This window comes from Pseudomonas sp. EYE_354 (assembly GCF_023148575.1).
GTDB lineage: Bacteria > Pseudomonadota > Gammaproteobacteria > Pseudomonadales > Pseudomonadaceae > Aquipseudomonas.
In genome coordinates, this window is the sequence record NZ_JAHXNQ010000011.1 from 105,751 (window position 1) to 121,885 (window position 16,135).

The 16,135-nt window shown below is 62.8% G+C and carries 15 protein-coding genes and 1 pseudogene; 7 read left to right on the top strand and 9 right to left on the bottom strand.

The annotated features are described in order from the left end of the window. Nucleotide 1: 1 nt before the first annotated feature. From KZX66_RS16705 to KZX66_RS16715, 3 genes are read right to left on the bottom strand one after another with little or no spacing between them, the layout of a single operon-like run. Nucleotides 2-1,261, bottom strand: coding sequence for a dihydrolipoamide acetyltransferase family protein (locus KZX66_RS16705; RefSeq protein ID WP_248081361.1), 1,260 nt, complete (start codon nt 1,259-1,261; stop codon nt 2-4). Further along, nucleotides 1,262-2,320, bottom strand: a complete 1,059-nt coding sequence (locus tag KZX66_RS16710) for an alpha-ketoacid dehydrogenase subunit beta (protein WP_248081363.1) — start codon at nt 2,318-2,320, stop codon at nt 1,262-1,264. A 1-nt stretch (nt 2,321) separates the two neighbouring features. Continuing rightward, nucleotides 2,322-3,557, bottom strand: coding sequence for a 3-methyl-2-oxobutanoate dehydrogenase (2-methylpropanoyl-transferring) subunit alpha (locus KZX66_RS16715; RefSeq protein WP_248081365.1), 1,236 nt, complete (start codon nt 3,555-3,557; stop codon nt 2,322-2,324). A gap of 194 nt (nt 3,558-3,751) precedes the next feature. On the opposite strand from KZX66_RS16715, the gene bkdR reads away from it, so the two are divergent. Then, entirely contained in the window at nt 3,752-4,240 is a 489-nt protein-coding gene (gene bkdR / locus KZX66_RS16720) for an Lrp/AsnC family transcriptional regulator (protein WP_248081368.1), read from the top strand. A 23-nt stretch (nt 4,241-4,263) separates the two neighbouring features. On the opposite strand, the gene KZX66_RS16725 is transcribed toward bkdR, so the two are convergent. Beyond that, nucleotides 4,264-5,127 carry an MBL fold metallo-hydrolase gene (locus KZX66_RS16725; RefSeq protein WP_248081370.1) on the bottom strand — a complete coding sequence of 288 codons (864 nt, stop codon included), beginning with the start codon at nt 5,125-5,127 and terminating at the stop codon, nt 4,264-4,266. Nucleotides 5,128-5,221: 94 nt separating this feature from the next. Here KZX66_RS16725 and KZX66_RS16730 point away from each other — a divergent pair, with 94 nt between their 5' ends. The 6 genes and pseudogenes from KZX66_RS16730 to KZX66_RS16755 form a co-directional block, all read left to right on the top strand. Beyond that, entirely contained in the window at nt 5,222-5,557 is a 336-nt protein-coding gene (locus tag KZX66_RS16730; protein ID WP_248081373.1) for a metalloregulator ArsR/SmtB family transcription factor, read from the top strand. Between the two features lie 51 nt (nt 5,558-5,608). Further along, complete coding sequence (locus KZX66_RS16735; RefSeq protein ID WP_248081375.1) at nt 5,609-6,853, top strand: FAD/NAD(P)-binding oxidoreductase; 1,245 nt, start codon at nt 5,609-5,611, stop codon at nt 6,851-6,853. Then, nucleotides 6,854-7,666, top strand: a complete 813-nt coding sequence (locus KZX66_RS16740; protein WP_248081379.1) for a sulfite exporter TauE/SafE family protein — start codon at nt 6,854-6,856, stop codon at nt 7,664-7,666. It abuts the gene before it with no gap. Between the two features lie 157 nt (nt 7,667-7,823). Further along, complete coding sequence (locus KZX66_RS16745) at nt 7,824-8,999, top strand: porin (protein ID WP_248081382.1); 1,176 nt, start codon at nt 7,824-7,826, stop codon at nt 8,997-8,999. A gap of 165 nt (nt 9,000-9,164) precedes the next feature. Next, on the top strand, nt 9,165-10,310 hold the full coding sequence (nosP, locus tag KZX66_RS16750; RefSeq protein ID WP_248081385.1) for a nitric oxide-sensing protein NosP: 1,146 nt from the start codon (nt 9,165-9,167) through the stop codon (nt 10,308-10,310). Between the two features lie 280 nt (nt 10,311-10,590). Then, a pseudogene (locus KZX66_RS16755) lies at nt 10,591-12,192 on the top strand (NahK/ErcS family hybrid sensor histidine kinase/response regulator); the annotation flags it as partial. Nucleotides 12,193-12,281: 89 nt separating this feature from the next. On the opposite strand, the gene KZX66_RS16760 reads toward KZX66_RS16755, so the two are convergent. From KZX66_RS16760 to KZX66_RS16780, 5 genes are all read right to left on the bottom strand, one after another. Next, entirely contained in the window at nt 12,282-12,947 is a 666-nt protein-coding gene (locus KZX66_RS16760; RefSeq protein ID WP_248081387.1) for a response regulator transcription factor, read from the bottom strand. Nucleotides 12,948-12,974: 27 nt separating this feature from the next. Beyond that, nucleotides 12,975-13,514: a PQQ-dependent catabolism-associated CXXCW motif protein gene (locus KZX66_RS16765; RefSeq protein ID WP_248081390.1), complete on the bottom strand. Its 540-nt coding sequence runs from the start codon at nt 13,512-13,514 to the stop codon at nt 12,975-12,977. Nucleotides 13,515-13,621: 107 nt separating this feature from the next. After that, the gene (locus KZX66_RS16770) at nt 13,622-14,413 is read right to left on the bottom strand and encodes an ABC transporter permease (RefSeq protein WP_248081393.1); all 792 of its coding nucleotides are present in this window, start codon (nt 14,411-14,413) and stop codon (nt 13,622-13,624) included. Further along, nucleotides 14,410-15,150: an ABC transporter ATP-binding protein gene (locus tag KZX66_RS16775; RefSeq protein ID WP_248081396.1), complete on the bottom strand. Its 741-nt coding sequence runs from the start codon at nt 15,148-15,150 to the stop codon at nt 14,410-14,412. Before KZX66_RS16775 ends, KZX66_RS16770 begins: the two co-directional genes overlap by 4 nt. Beyond that, nucleotides 15,147-16,106, bottom strand: a complete 960-nt coding sequence (locus KZX66_RS16780) for a YVTN family beta-propeller repeat protein (RefSeq protein ID WP_248081399.1) — start codon at nt 16,104-16,106, stop codon at nt 15,147-15,149. The genes KZX66_RS16775 and KZX66_RS16780 overlap by 4 nt, the downstream gene beginning before the upstream one ends. Nucleotides 16,107-16,135: the final 29 nt, after the last annotated feature.

Consider the following 16,135-nt stretch of genomic DNA (forward strand, 5'->3'; position numbering starts at 1 on the left):
CTTACTCCAGAAACAGGCTGGCGGGTTGTTCGAGCAGGCCGCGAATGGCCTGGATGAATTGCGCCGCGTCCATGCCATCGACCACGCGGTGATCGAATGAGCTGGAGAGGTTCATCATTTTGCGCACCACGATCTGGCCCTTGATCACCATCGGCCGTTCGACGATGCGGTTGACGCCGACGATCGCCACTTCCGGCAGATTCAACACCGGCGTGCTGACAATCCCGCCCAGCGCGCCCAGGCTGGTCAGGGTGATCGTCGACCCGGACAGCTCATCGCGACTGGCCTTGCCAGTGCGTGCGGCGGTGGCCAAACGCGCGATTTCCTGGGCATTGCCCCACAGGCTGCGCGCCTCGGAGTGACGCACCACCGGCACCATCAACCCCACATCGCTCTGGGTGGCGACACCCACGTGCACCGCGCCAAGGCGAGTGATGACCTGGGCTTCGTCGTCGTAACGCGCGTTGATCTGCGGGAAGTCACGCAGTGCCACGACCATGGCCCGCACGATAAACGGCAGCAGCGTCAGCTTGCCGCGTGTGGCGCCGTGTTTTTCGTTGAGGTGCACACGCAACTCGTCCAGGGCGGTGACGTCGATTTCCTCCACGTAGCTGAAATGCGCGGCGCGCCGGGTGGCGTCCTGCATGCGCTGGGCGATCTTGCGGCGCATGCCGATCACCGGGATCTGTTCTTCGTCGTTGCGTTCGGCGTAGGGGTTGGCGGCCGTTGACGGCTTCGCCGCACCTTGTTTCAGATAAGCCTCAAGGTCTTCGTGCAGAACCCGCCCGGCAGGGCCCGTGCCCTGCACCAGCCGCAGTTGAATCCCGGCGTCCAAGGCATGCTTGCGCACGGCGGGCGAGGCCAGAGGGCGCTCGTCGGCATGGCGCTCCACCGGGGCCTGTGGGGTGACCACGGGTGCCGGTTTGCTTTCCACCACCGCAGCCGGTTTGGCGGCGACAACGGGTGCCGCCTTCACCGGCGCTGGCGCCGCCTCGCGCGCATCCTTGGCGTTGCCCGCACCTTCCACTTCAATGCTGATCAGAATGCTGCCCACGGCCATCACTTCACCCGGCTCGCCGCCGAGGGAAATCACCTTGCCGTGCACCGGCGAGGGAATGTCCACCATCGCCTTGTCGGTCATCACATCCGCCAGCACCTGATCTTCGACGACCATGTCGCCGACCTTCACATGCCACACCGACAATTCAACTTCTGCGATGCCTTCGCCAATGTCCGGCATCTTGATAACGTGCGTGCCCATTCAGACCTCCATGACCCGTTTCAACGCCGCGCCCACGCGGGACGGCCCTGGGAAATACGCCCACTCCTGCGCATGGGGGTAGGGGGTGTCCCACCCGGTGACGCGCTCGATCGGCGCTTCCAAGTGGTGGAAGCAATGCTCCTGCACCAGCGCCACCAGCTCGGCGCCAAAGCCGCAGGTGCGCGTGGCTTCATGCACCACCACGCAACGGCCGGTCTTCTTCACGGATTTGACGATGGTCTCCAGGTCCAGCGGCCACAGGCTGCGCAGGTCAATGACCTCGGCATCGATGCCGGTTTCTTCGGCGGCTACTTGCGACACGTACACAGTGGTGCCGTAGGTCAGCACCGTCACGGCCGAACCGGGGCGCACGATGGCGGCCACGTCCAGGGGGACGGTGTAGTAACCGTCCGGCACCTGCGCTTGCGGGTGCTTCGACCACGGTGTCACCGGGCGGTCGTGATGGCCGTCGAACGGGCCGTTGTACAGGCGCTTGGGCTCCAGAAAGATCACCGGGTCATCATTTTCGATGGAAGCGATCAGCAGGCCCTTGGCGTCATAGGGGTTGGACGGCATCACCGTGCGCAGGCCGCAGACCTGGGTGAATACCGCTTCGATACTCTGGCTGTGGGTCTGGCCGCCGTAGATGCCGCCGCCGCAGGGCATGCGCATGGTCAGCGGCGCGGTGAACTGGCCGGCCGAGCGATACCGCAGGCGGGCGGCTTCGGAGATGATCTGGTCGGTGGCGGGGTAGACGTAGTCGGCAAACTGAATCTCGGCAACCGGGCGCAGGCCGTAGGCACCCATGCCCACGGCCACGCCGATAATGCCGCTTTCGGAGATCGGCGCGTCGAATACCCGCGAGCTGCCGTATTTGCCCTGCAAGCCTTCGGTGCAGCGGAACACGCCGCCGAAATAACCGACGTCCTGGCCGAACACCACCACGTTGTCGTCGCGTTCAAGCATCACATCCATGGCCGAGCGCAGCGCCTGAATCATGGTCATGGTGGTGGTGGTCATGGCGGTGTCCACTTCAATGCTGTTGTTGTGATCGTTCATGTCAGATCCCCAACTCCTGACGCTGGCGCTTCAAGTGCTCCGGCATCTCTTTATAGACGTCTTCGAACATGGTCGCGGCGCTTGGAATCTGGCCGCCGGCAAGGGTGCCGTACTGTTCGGCTTGTTTTTGCGCGGCAATCACCTCGGCTTCCAGTTCGGCACTGACCGCCGCGTGCTCCTCGTCGGACCACTGGCCAATCTTGATCAGGTGCTGCTTGAGACGCGCAATCGGGTCGCCCAGCGGGAAGTGGCTCCAATCGTCGGCGGGACGGTACTTGGACGGATCATCGGAGGTGGAATGCGGGCCTGCGCGGTAGGTGACCCATTCGATCAGGCTCGGGCCGAGGTTGCGTCGTGCACGTTCAGCGGCCCAGGCAGAGGCGGCGTACACGGCAATAAAGTCGTTGCCGTCCACCCGCAGCGAGGCAATGCCGCAACCGACGCCGCGTCCGGCAAAGGTGGTGGCTTCACCACCGGCGATGGCCTGGAAGGTGGAGATGGCCCACTGGTTGTTCACCACGTTGAGGATGACCGGCGCGCGGTAGACGTGGGCGAAGGTGAGGGCGGTGTGGAAGTCGGATTCGGCGGTGGCACCGTCGCCGATCCAGGCTGAGGCGATCTTGGTATCGCCCTTGATCGCCGAGGCCATGCCCCAGCCCACACCTTGTACGAACTGGGTGGCCAGGTTGCCGGAAATGGTGAAAAAGCCTGCGTCCTTGACTGAATACATGATCGGCAACTGGCGACCCTTGAGCGGATCGCGCTCGTTGGACAGCAGTTGGCAGATCAGGTCCACCAGCGGCACGTCGCGAGCCATCAGGATGCTTTGCTGGCGGTAGGTGGGGAAGCACATGTCGTCGATGTTCAAGGCCAGGGCCTGGGCGCTGCCGATGGCTTCTTCGCCAAGGCTTTGCATGTAGAACGACATTTTTTTCTGACGCTGGGCGACCACCATGCGGTTGTCGAAGATGCGCGTCTTGAGCATGGCGCGCATGCCTTTGCGCAGGATCTCTACCGGCACGCCCTCGGCCCACGGCCCAAGGGCCTGGCCCTGGTCGTCAAGCACGCGAATCAGGCCCTTGGCCAGGTCGGCGGTGTCGGCAGGTTCTACGTCGATGGCGGGTTTGCGCACCAGGCCGGCGTCGGTCAGGCGCAGGTAGGTAAAGTCGGTCTTGCAGCCTGGCCGGCCCGAGGGTTCAGGGACGTGCAGGCGCAGTGGTTCATACTGCTGGGTCATGGCTTCTACGCTCGATCTTGTGAATTTCTTGTAGTGGGCGCGCTAGCTGACAGTCCGTCTCCGGGTGGGAGAAATCTTGTCCTACAACAATCATAGGCGTGGCGTAGAAGAATATTTATCTGTGTTTCGTTGCGCTCAGGATCATTTGCGGATAAAAAATCTGCATAAACATAATAAACAGGTGATTTTGTCTCATGCGCAAACTGGACCGTACCGATATCGGCATTCTCAACGCCCTGCAGGAGAATGCACGGATCACCAACGCCGACCTGGCCCGCTCGGTCAACCTGTCGCCCACGCCGTGCTTCAACCGGGTCAAGGCGATGGAGGAACTGGGCCTGATTCGGGAGCAGGTCACGCTGCTCGACGCCGACCTGCTGGGGCTGCACGTCAACGTGTTCATCCATGTGAGCCTGGAAAAACAGAACGAACTGGCCTTGCAGCAGTTCGAAGGCGCGATCTCAGACCGCCCCGAAGTGATGGAGTGCTACCTGATGGCAGGCGATCCGGATTACCTGATCCGCGTGCTGGTGCCAACGATCCAGTCGCTGGAGCGCTTCATGATGGACTTCCTGACCAAGGTGCCGGGTGTGGCGAATATCCGGTCAAGCTTTGCGCTCAAGCAGGTGCGTTACAAAACCGCACTGCCGTTGCCGGCGAACGGCATCAGCCTCGGCGCCTGATACTCCCCATGCCTAAGCGCATTTCACAGTTGGTTGAGCGGAATCTTCAGGTACGTCACGCCGTTTTCCTCAGCTGGCGGCATATTGCCCGCGCGCACATTCACCTGGATTGCCGGCAGCAACAGTGTCGGCATGCCCAGCCCGGCGTCGCGCTGGGTGCGCATGGCCACGAACGTCGCTTCATCCACGCCGTCATGCACATGGATATTGCCCGCGCGCTGTTCCGCCACGGTGGTCAGGCATTTCGCTTCGCGCCCTTCAGGCGGGTAGTCATGGCACACGTACAAGCGAGTCTCGGGCGGGAAGGCCAGCAGCTTGCGCATCGATGCATATAACTGCCGCGCATCACCTCCGGGAAAGTCGCAGCGCGCCGTGCCCACGTCGGGCATGAACAGGGTGTCGCCCACCAGGATCAAGCGGCCGTCGATCAGGTAGGCCATGTCTGCCGGGGTGTGGCCGGGAACGTGCAGGGCCTGGGCCTGGAGCGCGCCGATGTGGAAGATTTCATTCGGCGCGAACAAGTGATCGAACTGCGAGCCGTCGACGCGAAATTCCGGCTCCAGGTTGAACAGGTTCTTGAACACGTCCTGGACCTTGCTGATGCACTGGCCAATGGCGATCTTGCCGCCCAGCGTGCGGCGCAGATACGGCGCGGCAGAGAGGTGGTCGGCGTGGGCGTGGGTTTCCAGCAGCCACTCGACATGCAGGCCGTGGTCGCGGACGAAGCGGATGACCTTGTCGGCCTGGCGCGTGTCAGTGCGTCCGGACGCCGGGTCGTAGTTAAGCACCGAGTCGACGATGGCGCAGGGGCCGCCATCGGTCTCATAGACGACGTAGGTGTAGGTCGACGACGCCTCGTCCAGAAAGGAATGAATCAACGCTGACATGACGGTTGCCCCTGATGCTGAAAAAAGTGATTACAATCACTTTACATTTACACATAATGTTTTGAGCTTAAGTGACACAAAGGACCCGAGGCAAATGGAATCTACTCTGAGTGAAGGCGAAGTCGCCCAGCTGCGTGCGTCGGCGTCCAAGGCCTGTGCCTTGCTCAAGGCCCTGGCCAATGAGGATCGTCTGTTGATCCTGTGCCAACTCACCCAGGGCGAGCGCAACGTGGGTGAGTTGGAAACCATGACCGGCGTACGCCAGCCGACGCTGTCCCAACAGTTGGGCATTTTGCGCGACGAAGGGTTGGTCGCCACCCGTCGGGAAGGCAAGTACATCTTCTACGGGCTGGCCAGCCATGAAGTGGTCCAAGTAATGAAAACCCTGTCCGGCCTGTACTGCGGCGCGGTGATAAAAAGCTGGGCGTGACGCCATACGGCAGCGACCCTTGTGTGCATTGACGACAAAAGGCAATAGACCATGACCGACCCACACTGGGGCCCAACCATCAGTGGCGATATCGTTGTCATCGGCGGCGGCTCGGCAGGCATTGGCCTGCTGGCCAGCCTGCTCAAGCGCGACCCCGACCTGAACATCACCCTGATCGAACCCAGCGACTACCACTGCTACCAGCCGGCCTGGACCCTGGTCGGCGGGGGCGCCTATGACGTGAAAAAGACCCGCCGCCCGTTGGCCGATGTGCTGCCCAACGGCGTCACCTGGGTGCAGGCGGCCGTCACTGAACTGCTGCCGGACGAACAGACTCTGGTGCTCGACAGCGGCCAGCGTGTCACGTGGAATAACCTGATCGTCTGCCCCGGCCTGCACCTGGCCTGGGACAGGATTGAAGGCCTGGAAAGCACCCTGGGCCAAAATGGCGTGACCTCCAACTACAGCTACGACCACGCGCCCTACACTTGGCAGTTGGTGCGCGAATTCAAGGGCGGCAAGGCGATCTTTACCCAGCCGGCCATGCCGATCAAATGCGCCGGGGCACCGCAAAAGGCCATGTACCTGGCCTGTGATCATTGGCTCAGGCAGGGCCATCTCAAACACATTGACGTGGAATTCAACCTCGCCGGCGCCGCGCTGTTCGGCGTGGCGACCTTCGTGCCGCCGTTGATGAAATACGTAGAGAAATACAACGCACGCCTGGCGTTCAACGCCAACCTGGTGAAAGTCGACGGCCCCGCGCGCAAAGCCTGGTTTGAGGTGAAGGACGCCGCGGGCAACGTCACCGTTGCCGAGAAATCCTTTGATCTGCTGCACGTGGTGCCACCGCAGCTGGCCCCGGCGTTTATCCAGCAAAGCCCGCTGGCCGATGCGGCCGGTTGGTGCGAGGTGAACCCCCACACCCTGCAACACGTGCGCTACCCACATGTGTTCGGCCTGGGGGATGTGTGCGGCACCACTAACGCCAAGACCGCGGCCGCCGTGCGCAAGCAAATCGTGGTGGTCGCCGAAAACCTGCTGGCCCTGCGCAAACAGGCGCCGCTGCCGCTCAAGTACGACGGCTACGGCTCGTGCCCGTTGACGGTGGAGAAGGGCAAGGTAGTGCTGGCCGAGTTCGGTTATGGCGGCACGTTGCTGCCGACGTTCCCCCTCGACGCCACCAAGGCGCGGCGTTCGATGTGGTTTCTCAAGGCCACGTTGCTGCCGTGGTTCTACTGGAACGGCATGCTCAAGGGCCGTGAATGGCTGACCCGTCTGAGCAAGGTGGACTGAATGCTGCTGGCAAGCGTGTTGGGGGTGTTGATGGGGCTGGTCATGGGCCTGACCGGCGCGGGCGGCGGCATCCTTGGGGTGCCGGCGCTGGTGCTGGGCTTGGGCTTGAGCATGACCCAGGCCGCACCGGTGTCGTTGCTCGCGGTGGGCGCGGCGGCGGCGGTCGGGGCGATTGACGGTTTACGCCATGGCCTGGTGCGGTACCGCGCCGCGCTGCTGATTGCATTGCTCGGCGCGCTGTTTTCGCCGCTGGGTGTGTTTCTCGCCCATCAACTGCCCGAGCACGTGCTGATGGGCCTGTTCAGCGCACTGATGGTGCTGGTGGCGTGGCGCATGGTGCGGCGCGAAAAAACCGAGGCCGGGCCGAGCGACCATGGCGCTGCCTCGTGGGGCCAAAAGAACTGCATGCTCAACCAACAGACCGGGCGCCTGGCCTGGACCGCCAAATGCAGCGCGACCCTGGCCGCGTTGGGCGCCGTGACCGGCGCGGTGTCCGGCCTGCTTGGCGTGGGCGGTGGCTTTCTGATCGTGCCGGCCTTCAAGCAGCTCACCGATGTGCAGATGCGCGGCATCGTCGCCACCTCGTTGATGGTGATCAGCCTGATCTCGCTGATCGGCGTGGCCGGTGCGCTGCATGCCGGGGTGAACATCGAGCCCATGGGCTGGGCGTTTATCGGCGCCAGCATCGTCGGCATGCTGATCGGCCGGCGCCTGTGTTCGGTGATCCCTGCGCGCGCCTTGCAGGTGGGGTTTGCCAGCCTGTGTGTACTGGTGGCCATTGGCATGCTGGTCAGGGCCGGTCTTACGTCCTAAGTGGCGGGCCTGTGAGCAGGCCGGTCTTACGCCGCATTTGCCGGGCATCCACAGCCCCTCCAAAGCACCCCGGCATTCCCTCCAAGGCAGCGTATGACGCGGCCTGTACGCTTTCGATAATCGCCTCCGACATCTCGTCCCCGTTGCGGAGCGCACCATGCATAACAATAAGAACCTCCCCCTGCGTCTGTTACCGGCGTTCATCGTCGGCCTTGGCCTCAGCTCGCTCGCCGAGGCTGAAATCATGCTGTACGACAAAGACGAAACGACCTTTTCCACCGACGGCTACATCAACGCCTTCTACGTCAACAGCGACGTGGATCGCGCCGGTGATCAATACGACCGGCGCCAGTCACGGGTGAAGATGGGGTTTCTGCCCAACTATCTGGGCTTCAACATGAGCAAGCAGGTCGACGACCTCAAGCTCGGCGCCCGTGCGTCGTTCTGGGTCACCATCAACGACAGCGAAACCAACGGCACCGACACGGCCATCGATGTGCGCCAGTTCTACGGCACCGTGGCCAACCCCGAGTGGGGCGAAGTGCTGATCGGCAAAGACTTCGGCCTGTTTGCCCGCTCCAACATCCTGCTCGATGAACTGCTCGCCGGTTACGGCCAGGTCAGCGACAGCCTGGGCCTGGTGGACGGCGGCGGCGTGTCGTTCGGCAATATCGGCAGCGGTTACCCGTACCCGTTCCCCACCTCGCAGATCACCTACCGCACCCCGGTGATGGATGGCCTGCGCGTGGCCGTCGGCATCATGGACCCGGTGGACACCAACGACAGCAGCGCCCTGGGCAAGGCCTACCAGAAGAACCCGCGCACCGAGAGCGAGATCACCTACCAGTTCGACGTCGGCGGGGCAAAGATCTACAGCTGGCTCAACGGCAGCTACCAGACCTCGGACAACACCGACGCCACCGTGGCATCGGTGACCTCCAAGGGCCTGGGGTACGGCGTGCAGGCGAAGATGGGCGGTTTGTCGCTGACCGGTTCGGGCTTCCAGGCCAAGGGCATTAACCCGTTTTTTACCAACAATGCCGGCGAAGCCACGTTGCGCAACGTCGACAGCAACGGCTACCTGGTGCAAGGCTCCTACAAGCTGGGCAAGAACCGTCTGGCGCTGTCCTACGGCAAAACCAAGGATGACGGCAACGGTGTGGTGGGCAGCGGGGCCGATTACGAAACCCGCGGGATTGCGCTGTTTCATGACGTCAATGACAACCTGAAGCTGGTGGCCGAGTACAACCAGTTCCAGATCAGCGGGCATGACACCAGCGCCCAGAATGAAGACACCGATACCTTTGCGGTGGGTGCCGTCTTGACCTGGTAATGCCTTCAACGGTGGGAGGGTGTAAGCCCTCCCGCTGTTTGAGCGCCATTGCGCTGTACCGCCGGGCGCTGCCTACTCCCATCGCATCCCCCCACCCAGTACCCAAGTAGCATAGGTCCCACCCCCGGCCCTTCGTACACTCATGCCTCAGAGGGGGAGTTCACGATGCACAACAGTGAAGGCGTAGTCAGTGGCATGTCCCAGGCAGCGGATGCCGGGCAGGCCGCCGAAGAGTTGGCGCGGCAGCTGCTGCATCCGTACCTCGGGTTTGTGCTGTTTTTTTGCTCGGCGTCCTACGACCTTGAGGCCCTGGGCAATGCCCTGCAACATTGCTTCGGCAATGTGCGCGTGGTCGGGTGCACCAGCGCCGGCGAGATCACGCCCCAGGGCTACGGGCGCAATTGCGTCACGGCTGTGGGCTTTAACCACGCGCATTTTTCCATCGCCACCGAACTGATCGACCAGGTGGAGCGCTTCAGCCTGATCGATGCCCAGCACATGGTCGAACGCCTGGTCGGCGGTTGTCGCAGCAATACGCTCGCGCCGATCAAGGGCAACACCTTCGCCCTGACCTTACTCGACGGCCTGTCCAGCCGCGAAGAGATGGTGCTCGCCGCCCTCAGCGCCGCGCTTGGGGACATCCCGCACTTCGGCGGTTCGGCCGGTGACGACAACTTTCTCACGCACACCCATGTGTACTTCAACGGCGCGTTCCACAGCGGCGCGGCGGTGGTGGTGCTGGTCAATACCTGGCTGGACTTCGAAGTGTTCACCACCCACCACATCCTGCCGCGTGCGGAGAAGCTGGTGGTGACCGGGGCCGACAGCCCCTCGCGCCGCGTGTACGAACTCAATGCCGAACCCGCCGCCGAGGAGTACGCCCGGCACATCGGCGTACCCGTGGCCGAGCTCGACCACCGCACCTTCGCCGCCCACCCATTGGCAGTGCGTATCCATGACCAGTACTACGTACGCGCGATCCAACAGGTGCACGAAGACCTGAGCCTGAGTTTCTACTGCGCCGTGGAAAACGGCATCGTGCTGACCGTGATGAAGCCCGGACCGATCCTGCCCAACCTGGAAAACCTGTTCGAGGGCCTGCAGTCACGCCTCGGCGAGCTGTTGCTGACCATCGGCTGCGACTGCTTCCTGCGCCGCCTGGAACTGGAAGACGCGGGCAACCTGGAGCAGATCGGCAGCTTCCTGCAAGCCAAACGGGTGCTGGGTTTCAACACCTACGGAGAACAGTTCAATGGCATGCATATCAACCAAACCTTTACCGGGGTCGCCATTGCCCGAGGCCGCCGCTGAGCTGCTCGCTCAGGTCGCCCAACTGCAACAGGACAACCACAAGCTGGCACGGATCAACGCGGCGCTGATCGAGCGCATCGAGTCCGGCATGAGTCAGGGCAATAACCCGTACACCACCTTCCAGCATTCGGTGGTGCTGGCCGAGCAAGTGCGTGAACGCACCGATGCGCTGAACCAGGCGATGGCCGAACTCAAGGCCAGCAACCACTTGCTGATCAATGCCCGGCTGCGCGCCGAAACCCTGCGCGGCGAACAGGTGGCCGCGCAGAAAGCCCAGGAAAGCGAGCGCTGGATTCGCCTGATCACCGACAACGTGCCGGCCCTGATCGGCTACCTGAACGCCGACCTGGTCTACGAGTTCACCAATAAAGTCTACGAGGAATGGTACTGCTGGCCGCGCGGCATGATGCTCGGTCAGAGCCTGCGCGAAGTGCACAGCGAGCAGCATTGCCAGCGCCTGGACGCCTATGTGGCGCGGGCCCTGGCCGGCGAGAGCGTGACCTTTGAATTTGCCGAGACCAACATCAACAACCAGGAGCGCTACATGCTGCGCTCCTACGTGCCGAATATGCTGGCCAGTGGCGAAGTGGTGGGCATCTTTGTGCTGATCCGCGACATCACCGAGCGCCGCCGCACCGCCGAAGCGCTGCACCAGGCGTATCTGCACCTGGAGCAGCGGGTGGCCCAGCGCACCTCGGAACTCACCGCGCTCAACGACCAGCTATTGCAGGAGATCGACGAGCGCCGCCGCATGGAAACGCGCCTGCGCGACGCCAAGCTGGAGGCCGAGCAGGCCAACCTGTCCAAAACCAAATTCCTCGCGGCCGTCAGCCATGACCTGCTGCAACCGTTGAACGCCGCGCGCCTGTTCACCAGTGCGTTGCTGGAGCGCCCCAGCGAAAAGCTGGTGCGCAACGTGAGCAATTCCCTGGAAGACGTGGAAAACCTGTTGGGCACTCTGGTGGATATTTCCAAGCTGGATGCCGGGGTGATCAAGGCCGACATCGCGCCGTTTGCCTTGAGCGAACTGCTCGAAAACCTGGCCGTGGAGTACACCGAACTGGCCCGCAGCGAAGGCCTGGAACTGCACTTTATCGGCTGCTCGGCACTGGTGCGCAGCGACATCCAGTTGTTGGCGCGGATCCTGCGCAACCTGCTGAGTAATGCGATTCGCTACACCTATCAGGGGCGCATCGTGCTGGGGTGCCGGCGCCAGCATCAGCGTTTGTCAATTCAGGTGTGGGACAGCGGCATGGGCATCGCCGAGGAGCGACTGGAGGAAATTTTCCAGGAGTTCAAGCGCGGCGATGTGCAGCGGCCGGACCAGGACCGCGGTTTGGGCCTGGGACTGGCGATCGTCGAGAAAATCGCCGGCATTCTCGGCCACCGTATCGGCGTCAAATCCTGGCCGGGCAAGGGCTCGATGTTCTCGGTGGAAGTGCCGTTGAGCGCCACCGCGCCCAAGTCGTTGCCGATGCCGGCCATGAGCGAACCCATGCTCGAACGCCTGCAAGGGGCGCGGGTGTGGGTGCTGGATAATGACGCGGCGATCTGCGCCGGCATGCGCACCTTGCTCGAAGGCTGGGGCTGTCGGGTGGTCACCGCCTTGTCGGAGCAAGACCTGGCGCGGCAGGTGGACAACTACCATGCCGAAGCCGACCTGCTGATCGCCGACTACCATCTGGACGATGATCAGAACGGCGTGGACGCGGTGGCGCGCATCAATGCCCGGCGCGCCAGTGCGATCCCGGCGATGATGATCACCGCCAACTACAGCAATGAGCTCAAGCAGCAGATCCGCGAGCTGGGGCACACCTTGATGCACAAGCCAGTGCGGCCGATGAAGCTCAAGACCGCCATGAGTCACTTGTTGGGCAAGTGAACCGTGCAGGCCCATTCACTCAAGCGCCACTGCAGATCAGATGGGGGAGGGCACGCCCCTCCCACATTTCGCTCATCGGTAGTCTGGGGTCAGCGACGCAGATAAGACCCGAAATCGATATCCCCGGCACTCAAGATCGCCTGCACCCGGTTATGCACATTCAACTTGCGCAAGATCGCCGACACATGGGCCTTCACCGTGGTTTCGGCAATCTCCAGGGTGTATGCGATCTGCTTGTTCGATTCACCTTTGGTCATGCGTTCCAGCACCAGCAACTGCTTGCGCGTCAGGGCCTGCAACAGCTCCGGGGCAAAGCCCGGGTTTTCGTTGAGGCGCCGGTGAATGCCGGGTTTCTGGGTGCGGATGATGTCCGGCGGCAGGTACACGTTGCCGTTGAGAATCTGCTGGATCGCCTCGGTCATTTGCAGACGGGGCGAGGACTTGGTGATGAAACCTACGGCGCCATAGGTGATGGCTTGCAGCACGATCTGTTTGTCCTGTTCGGCCGAGACGATCACCACCGGGATGGTCGGCGATTCGTTGCGCAGGTTGATCAGGCCGTTGAGGCCGTGCATGCCGGGCATGTTCAGGTCCAGCAGGATCAGGTCGAGGTCGTCGTGTTCCTGGGTCAGGGCCAGGGCGCTGTCCAGGTCGGCGGTTTCCATGACTTCGCTGCCGGGAAAACCGTCGCTGATGACGTTGTGGATCGCCTCGCGAAACAGCGGGTGATCGTCGGCTATCAGGATTTTGTACATGGCCGTTCACCTTCTTGTTGTGGTTTTTTATTGAAACGGTTCGGGTGTCGCAGCCGTCACTGGCAGTTTTGCCGCTTCCCACGCATCCAAGCCGTCGCGATACCAATACACAGAGGTATAGCCCAGGTTGGCGGCACGTTTTACCGCGTTCCAACTCAGCCAGCAATCGGAGCGGCAGTAGAACACCAGCGGGCGTGTCAGGTCGCCGTCGGTGAACGTATACAGGTGGCGCACGAAGTAACCTTGCCATTCCGGCGAGAGGTCGCCGTCGCCGGTATTGGCCAGCCAATGGCTGCCGGGGAGGTTGGCGTGGGGTTGGTCTTCAATGAAACGGCCTTGCAGCCATTGGCGCCGGTACACGTCGATCAGCACCGGTGCCGGCGTCTGGTTCAGCAGCGCTTGCAGGGCCGGGGTATCGACGATAGTCGCGCCTGGTAATTGCTCGGGGGTGGGGCTGCGGTACAGGCTGATGCGATAGCCTTCGGCGGAAAATAAGGGGGTGTCGGCCTGGGCGTTGAAGCACAGCAGGCACAGCAACGCCAACAGGGGCAGTCGGGCAGGAGGCATGGCAGGGCAATCCTTATCGTTATGCCACCATTACACGTGAGTCCCGCCGCCTTGGGAATGCGACGATAGACAGCAAAACCAGTACTAAGGTAGTAGTTTTGCCGCCCTCAGCCCTTTTTGCGCAACGCCGCATGCTGGGGGTTGAAGGTCAGCACCGCCAACAGTGTGAACAGCAATGTCAAACCCAGGCACACCGCCAGCGCGAGCCCGGCGAAGCGTTCGTACAGAGCAAAGCGCACCAGCTCCACGGCGTGTGTGAACGGGTTGATCGCGCACAGCCAGTACAACCACTCGCTGGAGTCGCGCATCTTCCACAGCGGATACAGCGCCGACGACAGGAAAAACAGCGGGAAGATCACGAAGTTCATCACCCCGGCAAAGTTCTCCAATTGGCGAATCGCATTGGACAGCAGCAGGCCCAGGGCACTGAGCATCAACGCCACCAGCAGCAGCGCGGGCAGGGCGATCAACAACCCCATGGCCGGCGGTTGCACACCATAGACCCAGGCGATCGCCAGGAACCCGTACACCTGCAACAGTGAAATCAATGCCGTGGCCAACAGTTTGCTGCACAGCAAAAACGTGCGCGGCAGCGGACTGGTCAGCAGCACGCGCATGCTGCCCATCTCGCGGTCGTAGACCATCGACAGCGAGCCTTGCATGCCGTTGAACAGCAGGATCATGCAGGCCAGTCCGGGAATGATGTAGACCTCGTAGGGGATGTAGGTGTCGTAGGGCTCGATCACCGAAATGCCCAAGGCCGCGCGGAACCCGGCGGCGAACACCACCAGCCACAATAATGGGCGCACCAGGGCACTGAGAAACCGCGTGCGCTGCAACACAAAGCGCAGCCACTCGCGCAGCACGATGCCGCGCAGGCATTGCCAGTACGCGTTCATGCCGCGGCCTCCGTCGGCGTGGGGCGGGTCAGTCGGGCGAACAGGCTGCCCAAGTCGCCGCCCTGTTGCTGGGTGAGCGCATCGACTTGCCCGCTGGCCACCAGACGGCCCTGATGCAAGATCATCAGCGCATCGTCGCCCTGCACTTCATCGAGCAGGTGGGTGGTCCACAGCACGCTCATGGCGTGTTCGGCGCACAGGCTGCGCACATGGCGGTTGAGGGCCAGACGGCTGGCGGGGTCGAGGCCGACGCTGGCTTCGTCGAGCAACAACACGCGCGGTTCATGCAGCAAGGCCCGGGCGATTTCCACCCGACGGCGGTGCCCACCGTTGAGTTCGCGGACTTTTTCGCGGCGGCGCTCGGTGAGGGCCTGGCGCGCCAGTTCGGCCTCCACCCGCGTGTCGGTCTGGCGCCGCGACAAACCATGCAGCGCGGCGTGGTAACGCAGGTTCTGCTCCACGCTCAAGTCCAGGTCCAGGGTGCTTTGCTGGAACACCACGCCCAGCTGTTTGAGGGCCGCGCGCGGTGCCTCGCGCAGGGAATGCCCGCCCACGCGGATGTCCCCCGATTGCAGGTCATACAGCCGGGTCAGCAGGGCGATCAACGTCGATTTGCCGGCGCCATTAGGCCCCAGCAGCGCCGCAAATTGCCCCGCCGCAAGGCTGAAACTCACCTCGCTCAGCGCCTGGCGCGGGCCATAGGCGAAACTCAACGCGCTGACCTCCAGGGCGCTCATGGCGTCACCACCACACCCCAGGGGTAGCGCCCGACTTTCACCGACTTGACCACCTTGAGGCTGTCCACATCGATCACCGACACATCGCCGCTCACGCCATTGGTGGCCAGCAATTGCTTCTGGTCCGGGGTGAACGCCATTTGCCACACGCGACGGCCCACCAGCAGGTAGTCGAGGACCTCGAAGGTCTTGGCATCGATCACCGCCACATGGTTGGCCGGGCCCAAAGCGACAAAGGCGTATTTGCCGTCGGCACTGAGTTTGATCCCCACCGGTTGCACCTTGTCCGGGTGCACGCCTTTGATCTTGAACGTCAGGGTCTTGAGGATCGCGCGGCTGGCCACGTCGAGAATGGTCACGGTGCCGCCGATTTCCGCCGAGGCCCACAGCTGCGAGCCATCGCTGTTGAACTCGACAAAGCGTGGGCGCTGGTCCACCAGAGTACTGTCGGCCAGGGTCTGGGTGCTGGTGTCGATCCAGTGCAGCATGTTCGTGGTTTCGCTGGTGTTCACCGCCCATTTGCCATCCGGGCTGACGGCCATGCCCTCGGGCTCCACGCCTACGTTGATCTGGCCGAGCACCTTGGCGGTCTCGGTGTCGATCACCGTGACCAACGCATCATCCTCGTTGGACACATACAGCCAGCGGTTATTGGGGTGCAGGGCAAATTGCTCGGGGTCTTTGCCCGAGGGCAGTTCCTTGATGATCTTGCGCGTGGCCACGTCCATCACTTGCACGCGGTCCGAGTCGCTGGCGCAGATGTACAGCAGCTTGTTGTCATGGGACAGCAACAGGCCCCGTGGGCGCTGGCCGACCTTGAGCGTGTCGGTGACTTGCAGGGTCTGCATGTCGATCAGGCTCAGGCTGTTGTCTTTCTCGTTGGAGACCCAGGCGGTGCTGGCCGCGGCGTGCCCGGCGGCAAGCAGCAGGGCGCATGAGAGCAGGGTGCGGCGCATGGCGGATTCCTTATTATTGTTGGCAGCGA

What these genes read in the sequence shown, in the direction of transcription:
- KZX66_RS16765 (WP_248081390.1), bottom strand. Translation starts at nt 13,514, where the DNA reads ATGCCTCCTGCCCGACTGCCCCTGTTGGCGTTGCTGTGCCTGCTGTGC.
- KZX66_RS16780 (WP_248081399.1), bottom strand. Translation starts at nt 16,106, where the DNA reads ATGCGCCGCACCCTGCTCTCATGCGCCCTGCTGCTTGCCGCCGGGCAC.
- bkdR (WP_248081368.1), top strand. Translation starts at nt 3,752, where the DNA reads ATGCGCAAACTGGACCGTACCGATATCGGCATTCTCAACGCCCTGCAG.
- KZX66_RS16770 (WP_248081393.1), bottom strand. Translation starts at nt 14,413, where the DNA reads ATGAACGCGTACTGGCAATGCCTGCGCGGCATCGTGCTGCGCGAGTGG.
- nosP (WP_248081385.1), top strand. Translation starts at nt 9,165, where the DNA reads ATGCACAACAGTGAAGGCGTAGTCAGTGGCATGTCCCAGGCAGCGGAT.
- KZX66_RS16745 (WP_248081382.1), top strand. Translation starts at nt 7,824, where the DNA reads ATGCATAACAATAAGAACCTCCCCCTGCGTCTGTTACCGGCGTTCATC.
- KZX66_RS16730 (WP_248081373.1), top strand. Translation starts at nt 5,222, where the DNA reads ATGGAATCTACTCTGAGTGAAGGCGAAGTCGCCCAGCTGCGTGCGTCG.
- KZX66_RS16735 (WP_248081375.1), top strand. Translation starts at nt 5,609, where the DNA reads ATGACCGACCCACACTGGGGCCCAACCATCAGTGGCGATATCGTTGTC.
- KZX66_RS16715 (WP_248081365.1), bottom strand. Translation starts at nt 3,557, where the DNA reads ATGACCCAGCAGTATGAACCACTGCGCCTGCACGTCCCTGAACCCTCG.
- KZX66_RS16710 (WP_248081363.1), bottom strand. Translation starts at nt 2,320, where the DNA reads ATGAACGATCACAACAACAGCATTGAAGTGGACACCGCCATGACCACC.
- KZX66_RS16760 (WP_248081387.1), bottom strand. Translation starts at nt 12,947, where the DNA reads ATGTACAAAATCCTGATAGCCGACGATCACCCGCTGTTTCGCGAGGCG.
- KZX66_RS16740 (WP_248081379.1), top strand. Translation starts at nt 6,854, where the DNA reads ATGCTGCTGGCAAGCGTGTTGGGGGTGTTGATGGGGCTGGTCATGGGC.
- KZX66_RS16775 (WP_248081396.1), bottom strand. Translation starts at nt 15,150, where the DNA reads ATGAGCGCCCTGGAGGTCAGCGCGTTGAGTTTCGCCTATGGCCCGCGC.
- KZX66_RS16725 (WP_248081370.1), bottom strand. Translation starts at nt 5,127, where the DNA reads ATGTCAGCGTTGATTCATTCCTTTCTGGACGAGGCGTCGTCGACCTAC.
- KZX66_RS16705 (WP_248081361.1), bottom strand. Translation starts at nt 1,261, where the DNA reads ATGGGCACGCACGTTATCAAGATGCCGGACATTGGCGAAGGCATCGCA.